Source organism: Paenibacillus sp. DP01 (genome assembly GCF_044784315.1).
GTDB classification, from domain to species: domain Bacteria; phylum Bacillota; class Bacilli; order Paenibacillales; family Paenibacillaceae; genus Paenibacillus; species Paenibacillus polymyxa.
Genome location: NZ_CP173059.1, coordinates 5,257,665 through 5,282,242, shown reverse-complemented (window position 1 = coordinate 5,282,242; position 24,578 = coordinate 5,257,665). Strand labels below are relative to the sequence as shown.

Here is a 24,578-nt window from a genome sequence, read left to right as displayed (position 1 = left end):
TTCAACATACGGGGGGTGAAGACGTTGAAGAATATCTTATTTGTATGCACAGGGAACACCTGTCGCAGTCCAATGGCTGAGGGGATGCTGCGTAAGTTGGCTGCTGAGCATGGACTGGAACTGGAAGTGCGTTCCGCTGGAGTAGCTGCGATGGATGGGGCGTCGATATCCCGGCATGCAGAGGCGGTTCTACGTGATCACGATATATCCGATCAGATCACTTCAACCCCTTTAAGCGACGGGCTTGCCGAGTGGGCACATCTGATCTTAACCTTGACGCAAGGACATAAACAGCATGTCATTCAACGGTTTCCACAAACGGCGGGCAAAGTATTTACGCTGAAGGAATATGTGGAGGACCGGGACGCAGTGCTGAATGACGTACAGGAGTTAGATGGTTTGTATGCATCACAGCAGTTGATGGCTTCACTTGGACAAGAGCTATCAGCGCAGGAACGTGAGCGAATGATTGAATTACATCAACGGATTCCGGGCTTCGATATCTCAGATCCGTTTGGCGGTTCGCGGGAGGACTACGATGTCACAGCTGCGGAAATCCGTGTAGCTTTGCATAAGTTGCTGGACAAGCTAAAGGGATCTTCCGAATAAAGTCGGTACCATTCCTCTATTTTGTACGGAATCTGTTGATTTTCGAAAGTTAATCCGTTAAGATAAGGTGGAAAAATGAGAATCCGATGTAACTGGCGACAAAAGTGGGATTAACCACGATGGAGCATCGGATATACGGCCGGTCGCCTGGGCAAAAGAGCAATTCCACATAGGTGTGGACTGCTCTTTTTTCGTATACGAGCTACAGCAGATCTTCTGTTGCCTTCTTGTTCTTCCATTTTTTCTGCTCGAAATCTGAAACATCGGCTATAATATAGTCAGATTGTGATCAGGAGAGAGTGTGTTGAACTTGGGGCATGGGACCATGCCTAGTCTCTGAGAGGCTGTTCAACCAAAGGAGGTTCCAATGGTAGAACAATTGGATCATGAGATTTCACTCGAAGCACAGACCGCTTCTGTCGTGCGGGAAATTGCAGAAGTGGCCAGTCTTAAAGCTGGTCGCCTGCTGGTTATTGGCGCAAGCACGAGTGAAGTGGCTGGAAGTCGGATCGGCACAGCAGGAGCGCTGGATGTGGCTCAGCAAGTGTTGTCTGGAGTAGAATCCGTTCGCAGAGAGTATGGCTTTGATGTGGCGTTTCAATGCTGTGAGCACTTGAACCGAGCACTGGTCGTTGAACGTTCTCTACTGGAGCGATTAGGCCTGATGGAGGTTGCGGCTGTTCCTGTTCGTACAGCAGGGGGCTCTATGGCTACCGTTGCCTATCGCTCTATGGACGATGCGTGTCTGGCGGCGAATGTGCAGGCTCATGCCGGGATAGACATCGGCGAAACGCTGATTGGCATGCATTTGCGCCCGATTGCCGTTCCGTTTCGCCCAAGCCTTCGCTGGATTGGTGAAGCACGTGTGACGGCCGCGTTCACTCGTCCTCCACTTATTGGCGGACAACGGGCAGTGTACAGTCTGGAACAAGAAGCCGGCGGAAACTGCGATTAGCATTTGGCATGTCGGCATGTTTGTACTGATCTTTTTTGCATTGATGATGAGGTACCCAACAGAGGAGCAGGCATTTGCTTGTATACCCAACAATTTGACCATGGAGAGGGAGTAATCAATCATGATGGAACATCTGCGTAAAAGTGACCCGGCAGTGATGGAAGCAATGGGGCTTGAACTGAAACGGCAACGCCACAATATCGAGCTGATCGCATCTGAGAATATCGTCAGTGAAGCAGTAATGGAAGCCATGGGCTCCGTGCTTACCAATAAATATGCTGAAGGTTATCCGAACAAACGCTACTATGGTGGCTGTGAGCATGTAGATATCGTCGAAGATATTGCACGTGACCGTGCGAAAGAACTATTTGGCGCCGAGCATGCGAACGTGCAGCCTCACTCTGGAGCGCAGGCTAACATGGCGGTATATCTGGCAGCTCTTCAACCTGGAGATACTGTACTGGGTATGAATCTGGCGCATGGCGGCCACTTAACACACGGAAGCCCGGTTAATGCCTCCGGTTTGTTGTATAACTTTGCTGCTTACGGTGTACGTGAAGACAACTTCCGCATCGACTATGATGAAGTGCGCAAAGCAGCCTTCAAGCACCGCCCTCGTCTGATCGTAGCTGGTGCAAGTGCATATCCGCGTACTATCGATTTTGAAGCCTTTGCTTCCATTGCTAATGATGTAGGTGCTTTATTCATGGTGGATATGGCACATATCGCAGGTCTCGTGGCAGCAGGGATTCACCCTAGTCCAGTTCCTCATGCCCAATTTGTGACAACAACGACACACAAAACGCTGCGTGGTCCGCGTGGGGGCCTAATTCTGACTCGCAAAGCGTGGGCGCAAGCGATTGATAAAGCTATCTTCCCTGGTACTCAAGGAGGACCACTGATGCACGTGATCGCGTCCAAAGCAGTTGCTTTGGGTGAAGCGCTCCAGCCATCATTCAAAACCTATGCGCAAAACGTAGTTCGCAACGCACAGGTGCTGGCTGAGACACTGCTGGCAGAGGGGATCAACATTGTATCCGGTGGTACGGATAATCACCTGATGCTGTTGGATACCCGCAATTTGAATATTACAGGTAAGGAAGCGGAGCATGTATTGGATTCCGTGGGTATCACGGTCAACAAAAATGCTATTCCTTTCGACCCAACGAGTCCGTTCGTTACCAGCGGCATCCGTATTGGTACACCTGCTGCAACTTCTCGTGGTATGGATGAAGAGGCTATGGTTAAAATCGGTAAAATCATTGCTGATACTCTTAAAAATCCAAAAGATGATACTGTATTGTCCAAAGCAAGCCAAGCGGTGGGCGAGTTGACAGACAAGTTCCCGATCTATCCAGGAACACAATACTAATTCATCGCCATTCCTTTTAATCTTTATATGATAAGGCTGTTTTCCTTTCGTTAGCGAAGGGAGAACAGCCTTTTTTTGATTCCAGACGACTCGAAACTTACGTTTTTGGGTAATAAGCGATTAAAGTAAGGATTTATGCGCATTTTCCTTCATGATCTACGACAAAGGAGTGATTGCATTGAGCCAAAGAAAATCCGCGCAATTATTGCAGCAGCTCATATTTGTAGGACCGATGGCGTTGTTTTTCGTCTTAATTATGGTCATTCCGTTTCTGTTGGGGCTGTATTATTCCATGACGAACTGGGATGGCGTATCTGAACATGTCCGATGGCTCGGGCTAGGGAATTACATTCATATTTTTAAAGATGATCCGGACTTCCGTAATGCATTTTGGTTTACGGTCCGCTTTACCGTATGTGGTGTCATTCTAACTAACCTGGTGGGCTTTTTCCTGGCCTATGCGCTTACAAAGCCGTTGCGTACCCGCAATGCACTGCGAACTGTATTTTTTATGCCTAATATGATCGGCGGCTTGCTGCTCGGCTTCATCTGGCAATTTATATTTGTACGCGGCTTTTCGGCGGTGGGAGAGGTCACAGGGCTTTCTTTTTTCAAACTGCCGTGGTTAGGTGATGGGCCGACTGCATTTTGGGGAACTGTCATTGTGTTTGTTTGGCAATACGCAGGTTATCTCATGGTTATTTACATATCCTCTCTAAATAATGTCCCACATGCTCTTATTGAATCAGCCCAAATTGATGGTGCGAGCCGAAGACAGGTTTTGCGTCATATCGTGGTGCCGCTTATTATGCCAGCAGTGACCGTCTGCTTGTTCTTGGCGATATCCTGGTCCTTTAAAGTATTTGAGCTGAATTTGGCTTTGACAAAGGGTGGACCATTCAAGGCGACAGAGTCTGTAGCGTTGGACATATATAATGAAGCGTTTACAAATAATCGACTTGGATTGGGAACTGCTAAGGCTATGATTTTCTTTGTGGTCGTTGCGATCATTACCAGCATTCAGGTGCGTCTCACGAAGAAAAAGGAGGTCGAAATGTAATGGAAAAAACATCGAACTATCGTTTAAGCACATGGGTAGCTGAAATATTGCTTATTGTGGTTGGGTTGATCTTTCTAGTTCCGTTCTATTTTTTGCTCGTGAACTCGGTTAAATCTTTTGGAGATATTTTGGCTCATTCCGCTTCGTGGCCGACAACCTTCCGTTTTGAAAACTATGCTAACGCCTGGAATAAAATAAACTTTCCCACAGCACTGGGGAATTCACTGATCGTCACCATCGTCAGCAATGCGCTTTTGCTGCTGATCAGCTCGATGGCCGCCTACCAAATGGTTCGGCATGATACTCTTTTTAATCGGTTCCTGTTCGGTTTACTTGTGGCTGCGATGGTCGTACCTTTTCAATCGATTATGTTGCCGCTTATGGAAGTGTCCAACGTATTGAGCCTAAACAACAACATACTAGGACTGATTTTGTGCTATCTGGGTTTTGGAGCGCCTTTATCAGTTTTTCTGTTTCATGGTTTTATTAAAACGGTGCCTATTGAGGTTGAGCAAGCGGCGAGAGTAGATGGTTCCTCTCGTTACGGGGTGTTCTTTCGCATCGTTTGTCCACTGTTGCTCCCTATGTTCGTGACCGTACTTATTTTGAATACGTTATGGATCTGGAATGATTATCTGCTGCCTTCGCTCATTTTGAATGATCCTGAGCTGCGTACGATTCCGATTGCGACCTATATGCTGTTTGGTCAATATACCAAGCAATGGGACTTGGCGTTGCCTGCACTGGTGCTCGGAATCACGCCAATCGTTGTGTTTTTTCTGGTGATGCAAAAATACATCGTTTCTGGCATTGCGGCCGGAGCGGTTAAAGGCTGATGGGAGGGTTATCGGATGAAAAAGACAGTGCTGCTTGTCATCTCCCTGATGTTGCTGCTTACGTGTATGCTTGCAGGTTGTGGTAATACAAAGGCTCAACAGAGTGGGACCAAAACGATACACATTTATCAATTCAAAGTGGAGATTTCGGAACCGTTGAACAAACTGAAGGCTGAGTATGAAAGAACGCACCCTGGTATCAAGCTGGATATTCAATCTGTCGGTGGGGGTACGGACTACGCTGCTTCGTTGAAGGCTAAATTCGCCTCAGGCGATCAGCCGGACATTTTCACGAATGAGGGTTACCAGGATCGCGATACGTGGTTTGAGTATCTGGAGGATTTGTCGGATCAGCCATGGGTGAAGGACCTGGACGATTTCGCCCGTAAGCCGATGACGGTTAACGGTAAGATTTATGGACAGCCTATGAACCTGGAGGGATTTGGTTTTGTTTATAATAAGGATTTGTTCAAAAAAGCGGGTATAACCAAATTGCCTCAGACGTTAGATGAATTGGAGGAAGCAGCCAAGCGACTGAAAGCAGCAGGGATTATCCCTTTTGCTAACGGCTATGCAGAATGGTGGGTTCTGGGAAACCATTTTATCAATATCCCCTTTGCCAGACAGCCGAACCCGGAGAGCTACGTTGCGGATTTAAACCAAGGAACTGCTCGCATTCCTGGTAACCCCGTGTTCGATCAGTGGGTGAAGTTGCTTGACCTGACTTTAAAATATGGAAACCCCAATCCGCTCACGACGGACTACAATACACAAGTGACACTGTTTTCAACAGGCAAGGCCGCTATGATGCACCAGGGGAACTGGACGCAGCCGCAAATAGATGGAATTAATCCTAACTTGAATTTGGGTATTCTTCCTACGCCTATAGACAATAATTCTTCCACTGGAGACAAACTGGCTGTGGGAGTGGCCTCGAACTGGGTTGTCAACAAAAACTCGCCTGTGAAGCAGGAGGCAAAGGAATTTCTCAACTGGCTGGTCACATCAGAAACAGGCAAGCATTATATTACCAAGGAGTTTAAGTTCGTTCCTGCCTTCAAAAGTATCACGTCCAGTGACGAGACCACAGGTGATTTGGGTGCGGAAATATCTCGGCACGTGAAGGAAGGCAAGATATGGAGCTGGAACTTCCAGCGCTTTCCAAAGGGGCTAAATCAGGATTTAAGCAGTAGTATGCAAGCCTATATCGCAGGCGTTATTACGAAGGACGAAATGCTTCAGCAATTTCAGGGAGCGTGGGATAATCTTAAGTATAGATAAAGAATATATGCGTGGGATAGCAGAGGCTATATCTCAGGCAGGAAGTTTAGAACTGGTAGGCTTTGACGGTCAAGGACCGTCAGAGCCTTTTTAGTATGATTTCATATGACAAAAGTCACACGTAAATGGGCCTTGCCAAGTATTTTGCCTGTCATATCTTTCCCTTGACAAAAGGTTGCAGTGGCAGGTGTTAAATCAATCAAGGGAATGTTATAATAAACAGGATTTACAGGCACGCATTGCATCTGTGCTTATTTGGTTTGTACAAATAGGTTACATAGATCCTTTCGAATCAGGATGTTCGATATGCTGGTGCGGAAGAACGTGACGATAATACCGGAGGGAATATATTATGGCAAAACTGGTGGTTTGCGATCACCCTTTGATCCAACACAAACTTACATTTATCCGCGATGTGCGGACCAACACGAAAGATTTCCGTGAACTGGTTGATGAAGTAGCAACTTTGATGGCTTATGAAATTACAAGAGATATTCCGCTGGAGAGCATTACGGTACAGACTCCAGTTGCTGAAACTGAAGGTAAAGTGATTTCTGGACGTATGTTGGGCCTTATCCCGATTTTGCGTGCAGGCCTGGGTATGCTGGATGGTGTCGTAAAGCTTTTGCCTGCTGCAAAAGTAGGACATGTGGGGTTGTTCCGTGATCCTGAGACATTGCAACCCGTAGAATATTATACGAAGCTGCCTACGGATGTAACTGAACGTGAATTGATCGTAATTGATCCGATGCTCGCAACGGGCGGGTCGGCGATCGCAGCGATTGATGTGTTGAAAAAAAGAGGCTGTACTCAAATTAAAATGATGAATCTGATTGCCGCTCCTGAAGGAGTGAAAGCTGTGCAGGATGCGCATCCTGATGTAGACATTTATGTCGCTGCACTGGACGAGCGTTTGGATGATCATGGTTACATCATTCCGGGTCTTGGGGATGCGGGAGACCGCTTGTACGGAACTAAGTAGACTGCTTTTAGCGGTTCGGCACAATCTATGGACGCTAAGACAGATCATCTATCTGAATCACGGAAGATCTGGGAAGCAGACGTTTATTATGAAAAGGGGTTCAACAGAAAATGTCTAAAATCAAAGTAATGACAATTTTCGGTGTGCGTCCGGAAGCGATTAAGATGGCACCTCTCATTTTGGAGCTTCAGCGCCATCCGGAGCATATCGAGTCCGTAGTATGCGTAACAGCTCAACATCGCCAGATGCTTGATCAGGTTCTGGAAGTTTTTAATATCCACCCTGACTATGATCTGGATGTAATGAAGGATCGCCAGACACTCAATGAAATCTCCATACGTGTACTTCAAGGTCTGGAACCCGTATTGCGTGAAGCCAAGCCTGATATCGTGTTGGTTCACGGCGATACGCTGACGACTTTCTTGGCTAGCTATGCAGCCTTTATGCAGCAAATTGAAGTAGGGCATGTGGAAGCAGGTTTGCGGACATGGAACAAGCTTTCTCCATATCCTGAAGAAATGAATCGTCAGCTCACAGGTGTGCTGTCCGATCTGCATTTTTCGCCTACTTCTTTATCGGCTGGAAATTTGCGGAAGGAAAATAAACCTGAATCGCGAATATATGTAACAGGCAATACAGTAACTGACGTGTTTCAGTATACGGTTCGCCAGGACTACGAGCATCCGGTACTGGACTGGGCTCAGGGCAAACGCCTGATTCTCATGACAGCACATCGCCGGGAATCCCAAGGGGAACCGCATCGTCAGATTTTTAACGCGGTTAAGCGGATCGCAGACGAATTTGAGGATATTGCTATTGTGTACCCAGTTCACCCGAGCCCGGCTGTGAAGGAACCTGCATTTGAAATTTTGGGCAACCATCCGCGTATTAAGCTGATTGATCCGCTGGATGTAGTGGACCTGCACAATTTTTATCCGCACACGCATCTGATTCTTACCGATTCCGGTGGTCTTCAGGAAGAAGCGCCTTCGTTCGGAGTACCTGTCCTAGTGCTGCGTGATACGACCGAAAGACCGGAAGGGATTGAAGCGGGTACCTTGGAACTGGTGGGTACAAGTGAAGAGAACGTGTACAATCGGACCAAGGCTCTTTTGACAGATTCCGCGTTGTATGAGTCTATGAGTCAGGCAGCGAATCCTTACGGTGATGGACAGGCATCTGTAAGAATTGTCAATGCAATTTTGCACCATTATGGTGTTCAAACAGAACGTCCTGAAGAATTTCACACAATGTTCACAAAAGGCGTCCGTTCGTAATAATTAATCTTTACAAGGTAAGCATACAGTTAAACTGTACGGTTACCAAGGGATACAGCATTTTTAGATGCTTTGTCGACTGATTTTTATACTTTAGGGCGCTAAAATATCTCAATTGACAAAGCATCTTATATTTAAGTAAAATGGACTGGAATTGCAGGGGTGACATGAGAAAAGTGGTCAAACCTTCCAAGCAAAACAACAACCGAAACAACACCGGAAATGCCTTTAAGGCTATAGGACTGGTGAGCGCGATCGGCATTGATTTGACGATATGCACACTGGGTGGTTTCTATGCCGGAAAATGGCTTGATACCAAACTTGGTGGCTCCGGAATTTGGATTGGCGTAAGCGTTCTCGTAGGCTTGGTTGTAGGCGCATTAAGTATTGCCCTTGTGATCGGAAAGGTATTGAGGGATAACCATGAATGAGATGACCCGTATGCAAAAAATGTTATGGATCGTGGCGCTTGGTATTATGGCTCTGTGTTTCCTGGTCTCCGCCTTCATGCCCCAACATCGTGACATTGCTCACGGAATCATTCTGGGAACGGGAGTAAGCTGTCTAAATGTGCTGTATATGGCCTACAAAATTCGACAGGTTGCGAGTGCGGCCGCCGGTGAAAGAAAGAAGAGAGTGTTTGGTATTGGCTTTGGCGTTCGATTAGGGACCTCAATTTTGGCAGTGGTGCTGGCTATAGAATTCCCGGCCTATTTCCATGAGATCGCTGTAATGGCAAGCTTGGTGACCGGACAATTTCTTCTGTTAATTATAGGCATCATATTCGCGCTTCAGGAAAAATGATAGCTCAACTGAGAAAGGGGTGAGAAAACATGTTGCATGAATCACCGATTATCCAATTGGGCGGGTTTAACATTGACTTGTCCGTCATTATTATGCTGGTTGTGACCTGCGCGATTGTATTTGGACTGGCATTTGCTGCAACGCGCAATTTGTCTGTGGACAATCCGAGCAAGTTGCAAAATTTTATGGAATGGGTCGTAGAATTCGTTCAAGGACTGATTTCCAGCACGATGGATTTGAAAAAAGGGAAGCCATTCCTCTCCTTGGGGATGACGCTGATCATGTTCATTTTCGTGGGCAATATGCTGGGTTTACCGTTCGGCATTGTGACTGAATTCGATAATGTGCAAAGTGCCCAAGTATTTGGACATGAAATCATTCCAGTCAAAGAAGCATTAGAACAAGCACAGGCGTCTCACCCGGGCGAAGCTGCCCATGTAGGTATCAGCTGGTGGAAATCACCTACCGCAGATGCAGGGGTATCCATTGGACTGGCATTGATGATCTTTGTCCTGGTTCATTTCCTGGGGATCTTCCGTAATACCAAAGCTTACTTCAAGCATTACGTTCAGCCATTTCCGTTCTTTTTGCCAATTAACTTGATTGAGCAGTTCTCAAAACTATTGACACACGGTATGCGTCTATTCGGCAATATTTTTGCCGGCGAAGTTTTGATTAGTGTTTTGCTGAAAATGACAGCACTTGGTGTGGGAGGTATGGTTGCTTCCGTATTGGGACTCGTAGTCTGGCAGGGATTCAGTATTTTTGTCGGCAGTATCCAAGCGTTCGTATTTACGATTCTAACGTTTGTATATATTTCGCAGTCCATTGACACGCATGAAGAAGAGCATTAGACAAGCACGTTTTCCGGTTTTTAGTTAAGTTTAGGAGTACGCTTCGCACTTAACTGCAAATACATGTAAAACACAAATACACATCACTAAGGAGGATTTTTTAAAATGGGAGTTTGGGCATATATCGCAGCTGCAATCGCAGTAGGTTTGGGCGCTTTGGGCGCAGGTATTGGTAACGGTCTGATCGTAAGTAAAACAGTTGAAGGTATTGCTCGTCAGCCTGAAGCTAAAGCAACATTGCAAACGGTAATGTTTATCGGTGTAGGTCTGGTCGAAGCCCTGCCAATCATCGGGGTCGTTCTGGCATTCATTTTCTACGCAGGTGCTTAATTGAATGGAAGCAAGGTTTGGCGGGGAAGGCACAGCCATCCGCGCCTTCTTTGTTCGTTTGAACATGAAAGACCCAGAACCGACGTTCACCGGAAAGGAGTGACTTCAATTGAGTTTAAATTGGACAAGTATCGTTTTCACTATCATTGCATTTTTGATCTTGTACTGGTTACTGACGCGCTATGCATTTGGCCCCCTCTTTTCCGTTATGGAAAAGCGGCGTCAACTCGTGTTACAGCAAATGAATGAGGCGGCACAAACACGTGAACAGGCTGTTGCTTATGTTGAGGAGCAAAAGCAGGCTCTCCAGCAGGCGCGTAAGGAAGCCTACGATATTATAGAGCAGTCAAAACAAACAGGTAACAAGCAAGCGGAACAAATTATTATTCAGGCCAAAGACGAAGCTGTCCGCCTGAAAGACGAAGCTGTTCGTGAAATCACAAGCGAGCGTAATAAGGCAGTTGCCGAATTGCGCAGCGAAGTGGGTAAAGCTTCGGTACAAATTGCTTCCAAACTGATTCAAAAGGAAATTAAGGAAGATCAAGTCCAGGGAGAGCTTGTCGACCAATACCTTAAAGAGGTAGGAGGCAAAGCATGAGCCGAGATACGGTAGTTGCCAAACGGTATGCGAAAGCTTTGTATGAAGTAGCAGAGCAGGAGCAAACCATTATGGAAACCGAACAGGAGCTACGTGCTTTTGTAGAAGCTGTATCGGGGGATGCTGAAATCCGTAAATTCATTAATTCTCCTAACATTACGGAAGCAGTCAAGCTTCAGGTTCTGGCTAGCAATTTTGAAGGCAAGTTGTCTGCGTCGCTGATTAACACGATTAAGCTGCTGATTCAGCGCAGTAGAGCAGATTTGTTCGAATCTCTCCTGGCCGGATATCTCGATATTCAGGAGTACAAGCTGGGAATTGCCCATGCTAAGGTGTATTCGACTTATGCTTTAAGTGATCAGGAAAAAACAGCGGTAGCCGAGGAATTCGGAACCCGTGAACATAAAACAATCCGTGTGGAAAATATAGTGGACCCGAGTCTGCTGGGCGGATTGAAAGTGGTTATCGGCGATACACTGTACGACGGCAGTCTGGCCGGCAAGCTGGATCGTCTCGAGAAATCCTTTAACAGACGAGTATAGAAGATAGGGGTGAACACACTTGAGTATCAAACCTGAGGAAATCAGTTCATTGATTAAAAGTCAGATTGAACAATATAAAAATGATATCGAGGTCGTTGAAGTCGGCACTGTTGTTGAAGTCGGCGACGGTATTGCCCGCGTCTACGGACTGGAAAAAGTTATGGCCGGTGAATTGGTCGAATTCGACACTGGCGTATTGGGCTTGGCGCTCAATGTGGAAGAGAGCAATGTCGGTGTTGTTATTTTGGGTCAATTCTCCGACATTCGCGAAGGTGGTCAAGTAAAACGTACAGGTCAGATCATGCAAGTCCCTGTAGGCGAAGCAATGATCGGACGTGTAGTTAACCCGCTGGGACAACCGGTAGACGGTAAAGGACCGATTGCTACAACAGAATTCCGTCCGGTTGAAAGTCAGGCTCCAGGCGTTATGGCCCGTAAATCGGTACATGAGCCTATGCAGACAGGGATTAAAGCTATTGATGCGATGGTTCCGATTGGTCGTGGCCAACGTGAGCTGATTATCGGTGACCGTCAAACAGGTAAAACTTCTATCGCAATCGATGCTATTTTGAACCAAAAAGGCAACGGCATGAAATGTATTTATGTTGCTATTGGTCAAAAACAATCCACGGTTGCTCAAGTTGTTGAAACATTGCGTCGTCATGGTGCGCTGGAATACACGATTGTCGTTACGGCATCTGCTTCCGAACCATCACCATTGCTGTACATTGCTCCTTACTCTGGCTGTGCCATGGGTGAGTACTTTATGTACAAAGGCGAGCACGTCCTCGTTGTTTATGATGACTTGACTAAACAAGCGTCTGCTTACCGGGAACTTTCCCTGTTGCTGCGTCGTCCACCGGGTCGTGAAGCATATCCGGGTGACGTTTTCTACCTGCACTCTCGCTTGCTGGAACGTGCAGCGAAGCTGAATGATGAGCTCGGTGGCGGATCACTTACCGCATTGCCGTTCATCGAGACACAGGCTTCCGACGTTTCTGCGTATATTCCAACTAACGTTATTTCCATCACGGATGGACAGATCTTCCTGGAAGCTGACTTGTTCTATGCAGGGCAACGTCCGGCGATCAACGTAGGTATTTCCGTATCTCGTGTAGGTGGCTCCGCTCAGATTAAAGCGATGAAAAAGGTTGCAGGTTCCCTGCGTCTGGATCTCGCTCAATATCGTGAGCTTCAAGCGTTCTCCCAATTCGGGTCCGACTTGGATAAATCCACCAAAGCCCGTCTCGATCGCGGTGCACGCATGATGGAAATTTTGAAACAAGGTGTTAACCAACCGCTTGCTGTAGAGCAACAAGTAGTGAGCTTGTATACTGCTGTAAAAGGCTTCCTCGATGATATTCCTGTAGCGGATGTAAAACGTTTTGAAAAAGACTTCCTGTCTTTCATGGAGTCCGATCATCAGGATGTGCTTCAATCTATCCGCGACACGAAAGACTTGGTTGCTGATAATGAAGCAGCTTTGAAGGCAGCTATCGAGAAATTCAAAAAATCATTCGCCACGTCGGTTTAATACATTGGAATTTGCCTGTTTATGATGAAAGATGTCCTAAGGAAGCGTACCCTCTGGGTTGTGGCTTCCTTGGCATGTTTTACCCTCACTAACAGGCCCTTTAACATATGTCCGGCTGGATTTGAATCTTACGAAGTTAGCTTTGGCTTTGTCAAAGCTTGAAGGTGGTGAAATCATGGCAAAAGGTATGCGCGAGATTAAACGTCAGATTAAAAGTGTGCAGAGTACGAAGCAGATCACGAAAGCAATGGAAATGGTCGCTGCATCCAAGCTGAGAAAAGCTCAGGAAAAAGCGGAATCGGCTCGTCCTTACTCGGAAAAGCTTAAAGAAGTTGTGAGTAGCATTGCTTCTGGAGCGAATAACATCAAGCATCCAATGCTAGAGACGCGTCCAGTTAAAAAGACGGCTTATCTCATCATTACATCTGATCGTGGTCTGGCTGGTGGTTATAACGCCAATATTTTGCGACAGGTTACGCAGACGATTGCTGAACGTCACCGTTCACAGGATGAATTTATGATTTTCATCATTGGGCGAAAAGGACGGGATTATTTCAGACGTCGTGAATTTCCTATCGCTGAATCGGTAACAGATCTGTCAGATACACCTGCATTTGCAGATATCAAAACGATTGCTAGCAAGGCAGTACAAGGCTTTGAACTTAAAGAATTTGATGAGCTTTATCTATGCTATAACCGCTTTGTCAACGCATTGACTCAAATTCCAACAGTTGATCGTTTGTTACCGATGGCAACACCGGATTCTGCTACGACTTCATCCTCAATTAACTATGAGTATGAACCTTCACCAGAAGGTGTGCTTGAAGTATTGCTACCGCGTTACGCGGAAACGCTCATTTACGGCGCTTTGCTGGATGGTAAAGCAAGTGAGCTGGGAGCGAAGATGACGGCAATGGGATCAGCTACGAAGAATGCTACCAAGTTGATTGGAGAGCTTTCCTTAACCTATAACCGTGCTCGTCAAGCGGCTATTACCCAGGAAATTACGGAAATTGTCGCAGGGGCTAACGCTCAGTCTTAATGCGACTTCTTGCGACTGTTTTATAACAGGGTCTACACTATTATGATAAATTGCGGGCGCAAAACCAATCAGAATGGTTCGGATTTGCGGCTGTGCAAGCTTGTAGGAGGGAAACCAAAAGATGAACAAAGGACGCGTAGTGAGCATCATGGGTCCGGTTGTCGACGTTGAGTTTGAACGTGGGCAGCTTCCGGAAATTCTGAATGCCATTCATATTGGGACTGTGCTGGAGAGCGGAGTCAAAATTGATCTGACGCTCGAAGCTTCAAAACATCTAGGTGACAACCGTGTGCGTTGTATTGCCATGTCTTCCACAGATGGTTTGGTTCGTGGAGCTGAAGCAATAGATCTGGGAGCGCCTATCTCGGTACCTGTCGGCGAAGCTACTCTTGGACGTGTATTTAACGTGCTTGGAACGCCAATTGATAATGGTGCTGATATGAGTGAAACGGCTAGAAATCCGATTCACCGTCAAGCACCTTCTTTCGAAGAACTGACAACTCAAGCAGAGATGCTCGAAACTGGTATTAAGGTTATCGACTTGCTGGCTCCTTATGCCAAAGGTGGTAAAGTCGGATTGTTTGGTGGTGCTGGTGTAGGTAAAACCGTAACCATTCAAGAATTGATTAACAATATCGCTCAGGAGCATGGTGGTATTTCTGTATTCGCAGGTGTAGGTGAACGTACACGTGAAGGAAATGACTTGTACCATGAAATGAGAGATTCCGGCGTTATCAACAAAACTGCGATGGTGTTTGGACAAATGAACGAGCCTCCGGGTGCGCGTTTGCGTGTTGCCCTCACAGGTCTGACGATGGCTGAGTATTTCCGTGATCAAGAAGGCCGTGACGTGTTGCTCTTTATTGATAACATTTTCCGCTTTACCCAAGCAGGTTCTGAGGTTTCTGCCCTGTTGGGACGTATGCCTTCCGCAGTAGGTTACCAGCCTACGCTGGCAACTGAGATGGGTCAATTGCAAGAACGGATTACTTCTACTAAAAAAGGTTCAGTTACTTCCATTCAGGCAATCTACGTGCCTGCGGATGACTACACTGACCCGGCTCCTGCTACGACGTTTGCCCATTTGGATGCTACAACAAACCTGGAACGTAAAATTTCCGAAATGGGTATTTACCCAGCGGTTGATCCACTCGCATCAAGCTCCCGTATTTTGGCTCCAGACGTTGTGGGTGAAGAGCATTATAATGTAGCGCAAGGGGTAAAACAAATTTTGGCCCGCTACAATGAGCTTCAGGATATTATTGCGATCCTGGGTATGGACGAGTTGAGTGAAGAAGATAAAATGCTGGTAGCACGTGCCCGTAAAATCCAGCGTTTCCTTTCACAACCTTTCCATGTTGCCGAAGCATTTAACGGCTTCCCGGGTAAATATGTGCCGGTTAAAGAAACTGTACGAAGCTTCAAAGAAATTTTGGAGGGCAAGTATGACCACCTTCCAGAAGCGGCCTTCCTTTTTGTAGGAGCCATCGAAGAAGCAGTTGAAAAAGCTAAAACGTTGTAAACATACAGGCAGAGAATAGCCGAGCCTTACGAAGTGAGCTGTCTGTGGACAGCTTCCAGGAGGGATTCAAGTGAGCACGTATTTACTAGAGATTGTGACGCCGGAGCGCCTGGTCTATACGGAACAGGTAAACAGCATCAGTGTTCGCGGCTCGGAAGGCGATCTTGGGATTTTACCAGGACACCTTCCCTTGGTCACTCCCTTGAAGATTGCACCGATACGAATTAAAATCGGTGGTCAAACTGAAGTGATCGCGGTCAATGGGGGCTTTGTTGAAGTCCGCAAAGATAAAGTGGTCATTTTGGCTGAGAGTGCGGAACGTTCCGAAGATATTGATGTGGAGCGTGCCCGTGCGGCAAGGGAGCGGGCAGAACTGCGGCTCCAGAGCAAGCAGGAACAGATAGATCATCATCGGGCAGAAGTCGCTCTGCAACGGGCGCTTAACCGATTGAATGCTACAAGTATCAGAACCAATAAGAATTAATATTGGATTTTGAGTGGAATTTTAAAAGGGTTCGGCATAGTATACGGATGGAATGACAAAGAGACCACTTCATAACTTCTGCCCAAGAATGCCTGCAGAAGGTAAGTGACGCCTTTGCTTCCTTCGATCACTGTGATCGAGCCCTTTTTTAGCTGTCTTTTCCAAAAATATAGTCCTATTTCTTGTTTGATGGCTAGGTATTTAGTACCTTTTAAATTCGCGAAACAGAAGTGATTATTCACATTTTGTCGAAATAAATGTACTGGAAACAGAAATAGCACTGGCATATTAGGCGCTCGCCGAGTATTATAAAGAAGTCTGTGACGCAGATGGGAGGAATTACGGATGAACGGGAAGCAGCAGTTGGCTGAACAGTTAAGTCAATCGGCGAGTATGACCGCGCTGATCTCCATGATCGTATCGCTCGTCTGTATAGCGTTAGCTTGGTGGGCTTTGCAAAGCTTAAAGCTGGATTTGTTAATCCGGCAACCCAAAGGACCGCAGGGCAGATTGCTGCACTTGTTTCTTGCTATAATTTTGGGACAGTTGGTTTCTGGTTTCTTGTTGAACTACATCTCTTGGAGCCAGATGCTCTAGAATTTGTTTTAACATGAAGTAGGCGGGTTATATGATTTTATGACTGTGGATGTTGCAGGAATTGTCGAATAACATCGTGCCATATTGTTAACAATGGTAAACAAAAGAACCATACATGTATAACTGGCTCAATCAGTTAGAACGCAATGGTCGTCAATGGTCGTCAAGTACAAAAAAACGCTTGTATACTTGTTTTAATCAGTGGTATGATGGCAGTTAGGGTATTAGTAAAATCTTGTTTTTTTATGTAATGAAAAAGCAAGGCATGAAAATAGCGGAATATGTTCTTTTTTTCAAAAATGGAAAAGAGAAATGACGCGCGGAGGGAACCATAGATGAGCAAATTTATCGTCCGCGGTGGCAACAGATTGACCGGGAGTGTCAAAGTCAGCGGAGCCAAAAACTCAGTTCTGCCGATCATCGCCGCTTCTCTGTTAGGAGAAGAAGGAGAAAGTGTTATTATGGATGCACCTCCTCTAGACGATGTGATGACCATTAACAAAGTGCTGGAGTCCTTAGGAGCAGGCGTTACATACCAAGACGAGGTCATTCGTGTTGACGCGCGGAAGATAATTTCCTGTGAAGCCCCTTACGAGTGGGTTAGGAAAATGCGCGCATCATTTTTGGTTATGGGGCCATTGCTTACACGTTTGGGACGTACAAGAATCTCGCTTCCAGGCGGATGCGCAATTGGAACAAGACCTATTGATCAGCATTTGAAGGGGTTCGAAGCGTTGGGCGCCGAGATAAGCTTGGGCCAGGGCTTTATTGAAGCTAAAAGTAACGGTCGTCTGCGCGGAGCTAAAGTTTATTTGGATGTAGCCAGCGTAGGAGCAACCGAGAATATTATGATGGCCGCTACTCTTGCTGAGGGCGTAACTACCATTGAGAATGCTGCTAAGGAACCTGAGATCGTTGATCTCGCCAACTTCCTGAATGGCATGGGAGCCAAAGTACGCGGTGCAGGCACAGGCGTAATTCGTATAGAAGGCGTCGAGAAGCTGCATGGTGTAAAACATACGGTCATTCCCGACCGGGTAGAAGCAGGTACTTATATGGTTGCTGCTGCGATCACAGGCGGGAACGTATATGTAGAAGGCGCGATATCCGATCATTTGGGACCGGTTATATCCAAGATGGAAGAAATGGGTGTAACGATTCAACCCGATGAAAATGGTATTCGTGTCATTGCGGATAAGCCGCTAAAGGCCGTTGATGTTAAAACGCTGCCTTATCCTGGGTTTCCGACCGATATGCAGTCTCAAATGATGGCACTTCAACTTGCCGCTGAAGGAACGAGCATCATTACGGAAACTGTGTTTGAAAATCGTTTCATGCATGTGGATGAATTTCATCTCATGAATGCGGAAATTAAGGTCGAAGGTCGTTCGGCGATTGTAACTGGCAATGCTAAGCTGACGGGTGCGAAAGTAACCTCGACAGATTTGCGTGCAGGAGCTGCGTTAATTCTGACCGGACTTATTGCGGAAGGTACAACGGAGGTATCTGGCGTTCATCACATCGATCGTGGTTACGTTCATTTGGCTGAGAAACTGACTGGATTGGGAGCGGATATTTACAGAGTGACTGTAGATGAATCCAAACTGGATCATTCGGCCAGCACAGAGCGCGTTGTGGCAGAAGAAACGTCAGGGAATCTGTTCAAGAAGATTCAACCTTCCCTCGCCTAACCTTTAACGTATTGGCATAAGTATTAACTTGAACCATTAGAACCAAGTCCGAAAGGACTTGGTTTTTTTGTGTTTTTGCTGCCTGTCTTTTTCATTCTTTCAGTTCTCTCAAAACGGTTCTATCAAAGTGGACGACCTCATATGATTGAGAATATCTGCTGGAGTATATGTGTACTTTAGCCGGACACTTAACCCTTTGATGGAGGTTTCAGCTTATGAAAGATTCACAGGTTCGCATCCGTATACCAATACATCATCCTAAGGAACATCGCCAGGCCTCACTTGCGAAGGAAAGCTCTGGCTCTATAGCAACTTCGTTGCAGAAAAATAAGCTTATGCAGCAGCAACCAGGCACAACAGGCGCATTGCCGCCTATCGCCAAGACCCATCGGCGTACCACAGCGTTGACTTCCACTATACACACTGTCGGTGCGATGCTTCCTGACACTGGAACAGCTCCCGGTAACACATACGACGCAAGCAGGCGGCAGGGACCGCAGCCGCATCTGCGACCTACATCCGGGCGAGCCCCGCGTTGGGGGAGCCGCCGCCCATGGCTGCCCTTTGCCGCCATGGCAGGGGTGCTGGTGCTTGCCATGGCGGTGCCCGCACTAATGGCATGGCCACGCCAGGCAGTGCAGCCTTTGCCGTCCGGGAGCCGCACAGCCGCACCCGCGCAGCCTAATACGGCGGCAAAGAGCGAGGCGCCCGTTACGCGCCTGCCGGGTGTCCCGCCGATGCCGGCCGTACCGGCTGCTCCAGTGCGCAGCGTGCCAGCTGCGGCAGAGCCGGACGTGCGGGTGTACGTCACGTCTACTGGCCGGACGGAGACACTGCCTTTGGAGCAATACATTGTCGGCGTAGTAGCAGCTGAAATGCCGCCCAGCTTTGAGGAAGAGGCATTGAAGGCACAGGCCATTGCCGCGCGTACCTTCATTACCCGGCGTTTGTTGGCTGATGATACCAGTGGTGCCCCGGCGGGCGCAGATGTGACAGATACCGTTAAACACCAGGCTTACATCTCCAAAGCTAAACTTACTAGAGAATGGGAGCAGTCTGGTAAATCCGCAGATCTGACTAAAATTCGTCAGGCTGTACGCGACACCAAGGATACAATCATGGTATATGATGGCAAACCCATTACAGCTTCTTTTTTTTCTACCAGCAACGGCTATACCGAAAATTCAGAGGATGTATGGGCGAAGGCCGTGCCCTATTTACGAAGTGTGTCCAGTCCATGGGACAAGCAGTTGGCTCCTCGTTTTACAGAAACCGTTACACTGAGCCGTCAGAGCTTGTTCGATAGATTAGGATTGAGTCGTGCTGCGGTCACTGCTTCTACTGGAGGGGGGAGTATGCCAGAGATTCGTATACTCTCCAAAACAGAAGGGCATCGCATCAAAAAGATTGAGGTGGGAGGTTCGCTCTTTACGGGACCGGAGATTCGTAACAAACTAGGGCTACGATCGGCTGAATTTACGTGGAAGACCGAAGGGGATCGGATTGCTATAACGACCTACGGTTATGGCCATGGCGTCGGTATGAGTCAGTGGGGAGCCAACGGAATGGCCAAGGAAGGCCATACGGCCACTCAGATTCTTCTTCACTATTATACTGGCATTTCTTTTGCGAATGCCTCTCGTATTCTAAGTTAGTAAATTTTTCGTAACTTTGAAGTATAAAAGAGTTGCGCCCGGTAACACTGGTTACTGAGGTGATGAGCAAATGAGTGAACAAAATAAAAACCAGAACCAAAATCATGAAGATACACCCAAAACCTTTCAGGGTGGAAGAGCTTCACGGCCGTCTTCGTGGAAAAAGCTGTTGTCCAAAAGGTGGGCATACCCGGCAGCCTACATTGCCGCAGCAGCCATTATACTAACCTTAGTGTGGGTCTATCAGGATGCTAGCCATAAGTCTTTCAAACCTGACCCAGCTAGTCCATCGGTACAAAGCACAAGCGCAGTGAGTACCGATGTTAACGAACAACAACCAGAAAGTGTGGAGGTTGTTGCTCAGTCGGAAAATATCGCATGGCCGGTGGCAGATGCTAGCGCAGTGCAGGTCGTTAAGCCTTTCTTTGACGAAAACGCGACGGCTGATGAGCAAGCGGCAGCTATGGTAGAGTACGATAAAACATTTACCGCTAACACCGGGATTGACCTTTCTCGGTCCGACGATCAAGCGTTTGAAGTGAGAGCTGCACTGAGTGGGAAAGTATCCCGTGTGGAACAACATCCGCTGGTAGGTAACGTCGTAGAAATCACGCATGATAATAATCTCAAAACAGTGTACCAAAGCTTGAGCGATCTGAAAGTAAAAGAAGGCGATCAAGTGAAACAAAATGATGTGATTGCTTCAGCAGGTCGCAATGAGCTCGAAAAGGATTTGAAAACACATCTGCATTTTGAAGTGTACCAGGATGACAAGCCGGTGAATCCAACAGGTCTGCTTCCTAAAAAATAAATGGGTCATAGCTTTGCATGCAAAGCGGGGAATTCATATTCCCTGCTTTTTTCTTGTGTAGTTTTAGCGCATAAGGTAAACATAAGCTACTTTTGCCAAATAAATAGGCCTTCCGAAGCATGTCTTACCACCAAACCGCGAATATATAGGCACGCTCCTCATATAATGTACCAAACTATCCACAGTAGGGAGGCGGGAGCGTGCACGATTACATCAAGGAACGGACCATCAAAATCGGTCGCTGTATCGTGGAAACAAGGAATACGGTCCGTACGATTGCCAAGGAATTTGGTGTCTCCAAGAGCACGGTGCATAAAGATCTGACCGAACGGCTGCCTGAGATTAACCCGGATCTTGCCGATCAGGTGAAGCACATTCTCGAATACCATAAATCCATCCGTCATCTGCGGGGGGGTGAAGCGACGAAAATTAAATACAAAAAAACGAGTGGGAAAAGAAGGGGAATTCTTGTTTCTGGCAAGTCCTAAAAATATATAGTGAATTGGCTGGCAAAGCCATTGAATCAACCCCCTGAAGTATGATATGTTAAAAGATGGTACAAGACGAAAAATGACATGTAACCGTAGGTTTATACATATATTTGCCGCTTCTTGTCGAATCTTAGCTTTTTAAAATATCACTTTGGGGGCCTTTTTAATATGTTCAGTAATGATATCGGTATCGACCTCGGTACGGCCAACGTGCTTATCCACGTCAAAGGTAAGGGGGTTGTTCTTGACGAACCTTCCGTTGTTGCGATAGAAAGCGATACAAAAAGAGTTCTGGCTGTCGGAGAAGAAGCGCGCCGTATGGTAGGACGTACTCCTGGTAATATCATAGCCATCCGTCCATTACGTGATGGTGTCATCGCCGATTTTGAAGTAACGGAAGCGATGTTAAAATATTTTATTAATCGGGTAGGGGGGAAAAGCTGGTACAGCCACCCTCGTATTTTGATTTGTGCGCCGACGAACATTACCTCAGTGGAGCAAAAAGCGATTCGTGAAGCGGCGGAGCGTAGCGGGGCGAAAGAAGTATTTTTGGAGGAAGAGCCAAAGGCGGCTGCCATCGGGGCCGGAATGGATATCTTTGAGCCTAGCGGCAACATGGTCGTAGATATTGGTGGCGGAACAACAGACGTTGCAGTCCTCTCTATGGGAGATGTTGTAACAGCTTCTTCTATTAAAATGGCAGGGGACAAATTTGATACAGCCATCATGAAATATGTGAAAACGAAGTACAAGCTTCTCATCGGGGAACGTACGGCTGAGGATATCAAGATTGCTATCGGAACCGTGCATCCGAGCGGACGACGTGCTGAGATGGACATCCGTGGACGGGATATGGTATCCGGATTGCCCAAAACGTTAAGTATTTCCGCGGAAGAAGTGCAGGACGCGCTGAGAGATCCCGTGTCAGCGATTGTAGCTGCAGCTAAGTTTGTACTGGAGCAGACGCCACCGGAGCTATCAGCCGATATTATTGACCGTGGTGTCATTTTGACTGGCGGTGGTGCGTTGCTTAGCGGTTTGGACGAGCTGCTTGCTGAAGAATTGCGTGTTCCAGTGCTGGTTGCCGAAGATCCGATGCATTGTGTCGTTAAAGGTACAGGAATTATGCTGGATAATTTGGATCATGTGGTTAAGAAAAAGTTCTAATCTGCCGATAGTGACTATAAGAGACTCGTGTGCGGTCAGGCAGGTTGCCTAGCATTTTGGCTTTAGTGCCTCCATGCGAGCATATAATTGATGAGCAGAGTATAGGATTGGGGTGCACAATACATGTTGAGAGGTTTATATACTGCGGCCGCCGGAATGATGACACAACAACGACGTCATGACACTGTGACGCAAAATATTGCTAATATGAATACCACGGGATATAAACAGGAGAATAGCGTTCAGCGCTCATTCCCCGAAATGCTTATTTCCATGACGGGGGGAAACCCTGATAACCCGGACCGTACGGTCGGCAAGCTTAATACTGGCGTTTTTGCTGAGGAAAGCCTCTCTCCTTACATTCAGGGAGCGTTGAAGGATAGTGGACAAACTACGGATTTTGCGATACAGTCCAATATTAATGTGAATGACCCGGCTACTGGTCGACCTATGGCTTTTGATCAGGCGGGAAAATTCATCAATGCTAACGGTGAAGTCACCTATCGTCCAGAAGCGTTTTTTACGGTACGGGACAATAATGGTAATGTCCGCTATACACGTGATGGACATTTTCAAGTAAATGGAACGGGAGCATTGCTTTCGTCGACTGGTTCAGCAGTGTTGGATACGAATGGAAACCCAATTCAATTGACGGGGCCTGTCTCAGCGCTTAAAGTAAATGAACGGGGTCAATTGGTGGACAGCCAATCTAACCAGTTGCTCGGAACGACGCTTGGAATTAGTGTTATTGATCGGCCATACCAGCTCGTTCGTGAGGGCAACGGTAATTTCCGTCTGAATGATACGGATGGTGCTACGGCTAGAATGATGACCGCTAACGATACTGTATCTGTTCGCCAGGGCTATCTGGAAGTATCTAATGTAGATGCTGCTCAGTCGATGGTGGATATGATGGCTGCGTTAAGAGCGTATGAAGCGAATCAGAAGGTTATTCAATTTTATGATAAAAGCTTGGACAAGGCCGTTAACGAAGTAGGCCGTGTATAACAGGGGGTAAGTGATGAACAACTCCATGATTGGCGCAATGGTGTCTATGGCCAGTGTGCAGCAGCGTTTGGATTTAATTGCCGATAATATCGCCAATGTCAATACAGTTGGTTATAAGAGTAAACAAGGTTCCTTTGAAGATGTATTGGCTAATGTGCAGCAACAGCCTTCGACGTATCTCCAAAATGGACGGGCGATGCCGCTCGGCTATAATTTGGGCTACGGAGTCAAAACGGCCGCAATTATGAAAAATATGGAGCAAGGTCCGCTCAAGGAGACGGGACTTCCTACCGATCTGGCGATCCAGGGGAATGCTTTGTTTGAAATCCAAGGAAATGGGCAAAAAGCTTGGACGCGTGATGGCAGCTTTCATTTTATTCCTGATCCGAATGATAATGAGACGATGATGTTGACCACTGCCGAAGGTTATTCTGTGCTGGATAATAACGATGTTCCTGTGACTGCACCAGCGGGTTCCAAAGTAGCTATTAACTCCGATGGCGAATTGCTGATTCGTGCTAATGGAACTGGCGCTCCGACAGTTGGTCAGCGAATTAAGCTAATGGATGTACAGCGTCCAGAAGGTTTGCAACAGCGGGATGATAACCTGTTTGTGTTAGCAAATGGCGTGACAGAAGCCGACGTATTCGGTGCAGCAGGGGTGGCAGGTGCTGTTCCAACGGACGTATCTGTGCGTTCCGGTTATCTTGAGGAGTCTAATGTGGATTTAGCGGGCGAAATGACGGATATGATGCAAGTCCAGCGGATGTATCAAATGGCGGCACGGGCATTAACCTCTAGCGATACCATGATGAACCTGGCTAACAATTTGAGGGCTTAAGGATTTGGTGATGAAGGAAGAACAATCTGATTCCCGTCCGATGCCTGAAAAGACTAAATCCCGCTGGCGTACTGCTCGTTATTTCGTAGTTCCGTTGCTGCTCCTGTTCTCGCTGTTAGGCGGCTTAATTGCAGGATATGTAATTGTAGGTAAGCAAGGGCTGGCAGGCGTATTTGAATGGAAAACCTGGCAGCATGTCATTGATCTTATATTTGCGCCTTAGTTTACTTTAATG

Annotated in this window: 27 protein-coding genes and 1 riboswitch; all 27 genes read left to right on the top strand. The window is 46.9% G+C overall.

Annotation, left to right across the window (positions count from 1 at the left end):
* The first annotated feature begins 24 nt into the window (after positions 1 to 24).
* The 27 genes from ACH59B_RS23235 to ACH59B_RS23105 all read left to right on the top strand — a co-directional run bounded on the left by ACH59B_RS23235 (position 25) and on the right by ACH59B_RS23105 (position 24,566).
* Complete coding sequence (locus tag ACH59B_RS23235; RefSeq protein ID WP_019688822.1) at positions 25 to 609, top strand: low molecular weight protein arginine phosphatase; 585 nt, start codon at positions 25 to 27, stop codon at positions 607 to 609.
* Between the two features lie 78 nt (positions 610 to 687).
* A riboswitch (ZMP/ZTP riboswitch) is annotated at positions 688 to 769 on the top strand.
* A gap of 207 nt (positions 770 to 976) precedes the next feature.
* Complete coding sequence (locus tag ACH59B_RS23230) at positions 977 to 1,564, top strand: TIGR01440 family protein (RefSeq protein WP_016822875.1); 588 nt, start codon at positions 977 to 979, stop codon at positions 1,562 to 1,564.
* Between the two features lie 121 nt (positions 1,565 to 1,685).
* The gene (gene glyA / locus ACH59B_RS23225; protein ID WP_016324828.1) at positions 1,686 to 2,936 is read left to right on the top strand and encodes a serine hydroxymethyltransferase; all 1,251 of its coding nucleotides are present in this window, start codon (positions 1,686 to 1,688) and stop codon (positions 2,934 to 2,936) included.
* A 178-nt stretch (positions 2,937 to 3,114) separates the two neighbouring features.
* Positions 3,115 to 3,996: a carbohydrate ABC transporter permease gene (locus ACH59B_RS23220; protein ID WP_016822877.1), complete on the top strand. Its 882-nt coding sequence runs from the start codon at positions 3,115 to 3,117 to the stop codon at positions 3,994 to 3,996.
* Positions 3,996 to 4,832 carry a carbohydrate ABC transporter permease gene (locus ACH59B_RS23215; protein WP_016822878.1) on the top strand — a complete coding sequence of 279 codons (837 nt, stop codon included), beginning with the start codon at positions 3,996 to 3,998 and terminating at the stop codon, positions 4,830 to 4,832. Before ACH59B_RS23220 ends, ACH59B_RS23215 begins: the two co-directional genes overlap by 1 nt.
* A gap of 15 nt (positions 4,833 to 4,847) precedes the next feature.
* The gene (locus ACH59B_RS23210) at positions 4,848 to 6,113 is read left to right on the top strand and encodes an ABC transporter substrate-binding protein (protein WP_045244657.1); all 1,266 of its coding nucleotides are present in this window, start codon (positions 4,848 to 4,850) and stop codon (positions 6,111 to 6,113) included.
* Positions 6,114 to 6,465: 352 nt separating this feature from the next.
* Complete coding sequence (gene upp, locus ACH59B_RS23205) at positions 6,466 to 7,095, top strand: uracil phosphoribosyltransferase (protein WP_013312332.1); 630 nt, start codon at positions 6,466 to 6,468, stop codon at positions 7,093 to 7,095.
* Between the two features lie 110 nt (positions 7,096 to 7,205).
* Entirely contained in the window at positions 7,206 to 8,372 is a 1,167-nt protein-coding gene (gene wecB, locus ACH59B_RS23200; protein WP_016822881.1) for a non-hydrolyzing UDP-N-acetylglucosamine 2-epimerase, read from the top strand.
* A gap of 167 nt (positions 8,373 to 8,539) precedes the next feature.
* Positions 8,540 to 8,803 carry an AtpZ/AtpI family protein gene (locus tag ACH59B_RS23195; RefSeq protein ID WP_045244656.1) on the top strand — a complete coding sequence of 88 codons (264 nt, stop codon included), beginning with the start codon at positions 8,540 to 8,542 and terminating at the stop codon, positions 8,801 to 8,803.
* Entirely contained in the window at positions 8,796 to 9,176 is a 381-nt protein-coding gene (locus tag ACH59B_RS23190; protein WP_013312329.1) for an ATP synthase subunit I, read from the top strand. The genes ACH59B_RS23195 and ACH59B_RS23190 overlap by 8 nt, the downstream gene beginning before the upstream one ends.
* Positions 9,177 to 9,205: 29 nt before the next feature.
* Complete coding sequence (gene atpB / locus ACH59B_RS23185; RefSeq protein ID WP_016822883.1) at positions 9,206 to 10,030, top strand: F0F1 ATP synthase subunit A; 825 nt, start codon at positions 9,206 to 9,208, stop codon at positions 10,028 to 10,030.
* 105 nt (positions 10,031 to 10,135) lie between these two features.
* Positions 10,136 to 10,360 (top strand): F0F1 ATP synthase subunit C, encoded by a 225-nt coding sequence (gene atpE, locus ACH59B_RS23180; protein ID WP_007432750.1) that lies wholly within the window; start codon positions 10,136 to 10,138, stop codon positions 10,358 to 10,360.
* Between the two features lie 109 nt (positions 10,361 to 10,469).
* Positions 10,470 to 10,958, top strand: a complete 489-nt coding sequence (gene atpF, locus ACH59B_RS23175; protein ID WP_013373436.1) for a F0F1 ATP synthase subunit B — start codon at positions 10,470 to 10,472, stop codon at positions 10,956 to 10,958.
* A complete protein-coding gene (locus tag ACH59B_RS23170; protein WP_016822885.1) occupies positions 10,955 to 11,500 on the top strand; it encodes a F0F1 ATP synthase subunit delta in 546 nt (181 codons plus the stop codon). The genes atpF and ACH59B_RS23170 overlap by 4 nt, the downstream gene beginning before the upstream one ends.
* Before the next feature lie 19 nt (positions 11,501 to 11,519).
* Positions 11,520 to 13,034, top strand: a complete 1,515-nt coding sequence (gene atpA / locus ACH59B_RS23165) for a F0F1 ATP synthase subunit alpha (RefSeq protein WP_016822886.1) — start codon at positions 11,520 to 11,522, stop codon at positions 13,032 to 13,034.
* Between the two features lie 175 nt (positions 13,035 to 13,209).
* Positions 13,210 to 14,076: an ATP synthase F1 subunit gamma gene (gene atpG / locus ACH59B_RS23160; protein WP_025366011.1), complete on the top strand. Its 867-nt coding sequence runs from the start codon at positions 13,210 to 13,212 to the stop codon at positions 14,074 to 14,076.
* Between the two features lie 121 nt (positions 14,077 to 14,197).
* Positions 14,198 to 15,598 (top strand): F0F1 ATP synthase subunit beta, encoded by a 1,401-nt coding sequence (atpD, locus tag ACH59B_RS23155; protein WP_016822888.1) that lies wholly within the window; start codon positions 14,198 to 14,200, stop codon positions 15,596 to 15,598.
* Positions 15,599 to 15,668: 70 nt separating this feature from the next.
* A complete protein-coding gene (locus ACH59B_RS23150; RefSeq protein ID WP_016822889.1) occupies positions 15,669 to 16,082 on the top strand; it encodes a F0F1 ATP synthase subunit epsilon in 414 nt (137 codons plus the stop codon).
* Between the two features lie 345 nt (positions 16,083 to 16,427).
* Positions 16,428 to 16,679 (top strand): DUF1146 family protein, encoded by a 252-nt coding sequence (locus tag ACH59B_RS23145; protein WP_016822891.1) that lies wholly within the window; start codon positions 16,428 to 16,430, stop codon positions 16,677 to 16,679.
* Positions 16,680 to 17,014: 335 nt separating this feature from the next.
* A complete protein-coding gene (gene murA, locus ACH59B_RS23140; protein ID WP_017427134.1) occupies positions 17,015 to 18,370 on the top strand; it encodes a UDP-N-acetylglucosamine 1-carboxyvinyltransferase in 1,356 nt (451 codons plus the stop codon).
* 215 nt (positions 18,371 to 18,585) lie between these two features.
* Positions 18,586 to 20,025: a stage II sporulation protein D gene (gene spoIID, locus ACH59B_RS23135; RefSeq protein ID WP_404302772.1), complete on the top strand. Its 1,440-nt coding sequence runs from the start codon at positions 18,586 to 18,588 to the stop codon at positions 20,023 to 20,025.
* A gap of 70 nt (positions 20,026 to 20,095) precedes the next feature.
* Positions 20,096 to 20,836: a M23 family metallopeptidase gene (locus ACH59B_RS23130; protein ID WP_016822893.1), complete on the top strand. Its 741-nt coding sequence runs from the start codon at positions 20,096 to 20,098 to the stop codon at positions 20,834 to 20,836.
* Between the two features lie 200 nt (positions 20,837 to 21,036).
* Complete coding sequence (spoIIID, locus tag ACH59B_RS23125; protein ID WP_013373425.1) at positions 21,037 to 21,324, top strand: sporulation transcriptional regulator SpoIIID; 288 nt, start codon at positions 21,037 to 21,039, stop codon at positions 21,322 to 21,324.
* A gap of 171 nt (positions 21,325 to 21,495) precedes the next feature.
* Positions 21,496 to 22,494: a rod shape-determining protein gene (locus ACH59B_RS23120; protein WP_016324820.1), complete on the top strand. Its 999-nt coding sequence runs from the start codon at positions 21,496 to 21,498 to the stop codon at positions 22,492 to 22,494.
* 123 nt (positions 22,495 to 22,617) lie between these two features.
* Entirely contained in the window at positions 22,618 to 23,502 is an 885-nt protein-coding gene (locus ACH59B_RS23115) for a flagellar hook-basal body protein (RefSeq protein ID WP_016822894.1), read from the top strand.
* A 13-nt stretch (positions 23,503 to 23,515) separates the two neighbouring features.
* A complete protein-coding gene (locus ACH59B_RS23110) occupies positions 23,516 to 24,343 on the top strand; it encodes a flagellar hook-basal body protein (RefSeq protein WP_025366008.1) in 828 nt (275 codons plus the stop codon).
* A 10-nt stretch (positions 24,344 to 24,353) separates the two neighbouring features.
* Complete coding sequence (locus tag ACH59B_RS23105) at positions 24,354 to 24,566, top strand: DNA-directed RNA polymerase subunit beta (RefSeq protein WP_019688814.1); 213 nt, start codon at positions 24,354 to 24,356, stop codon at positions 24,564 to 24,566.
* The last annotated feature ends 12 nt before the right edge of the window (positions 24,567 to 24,578 follow it).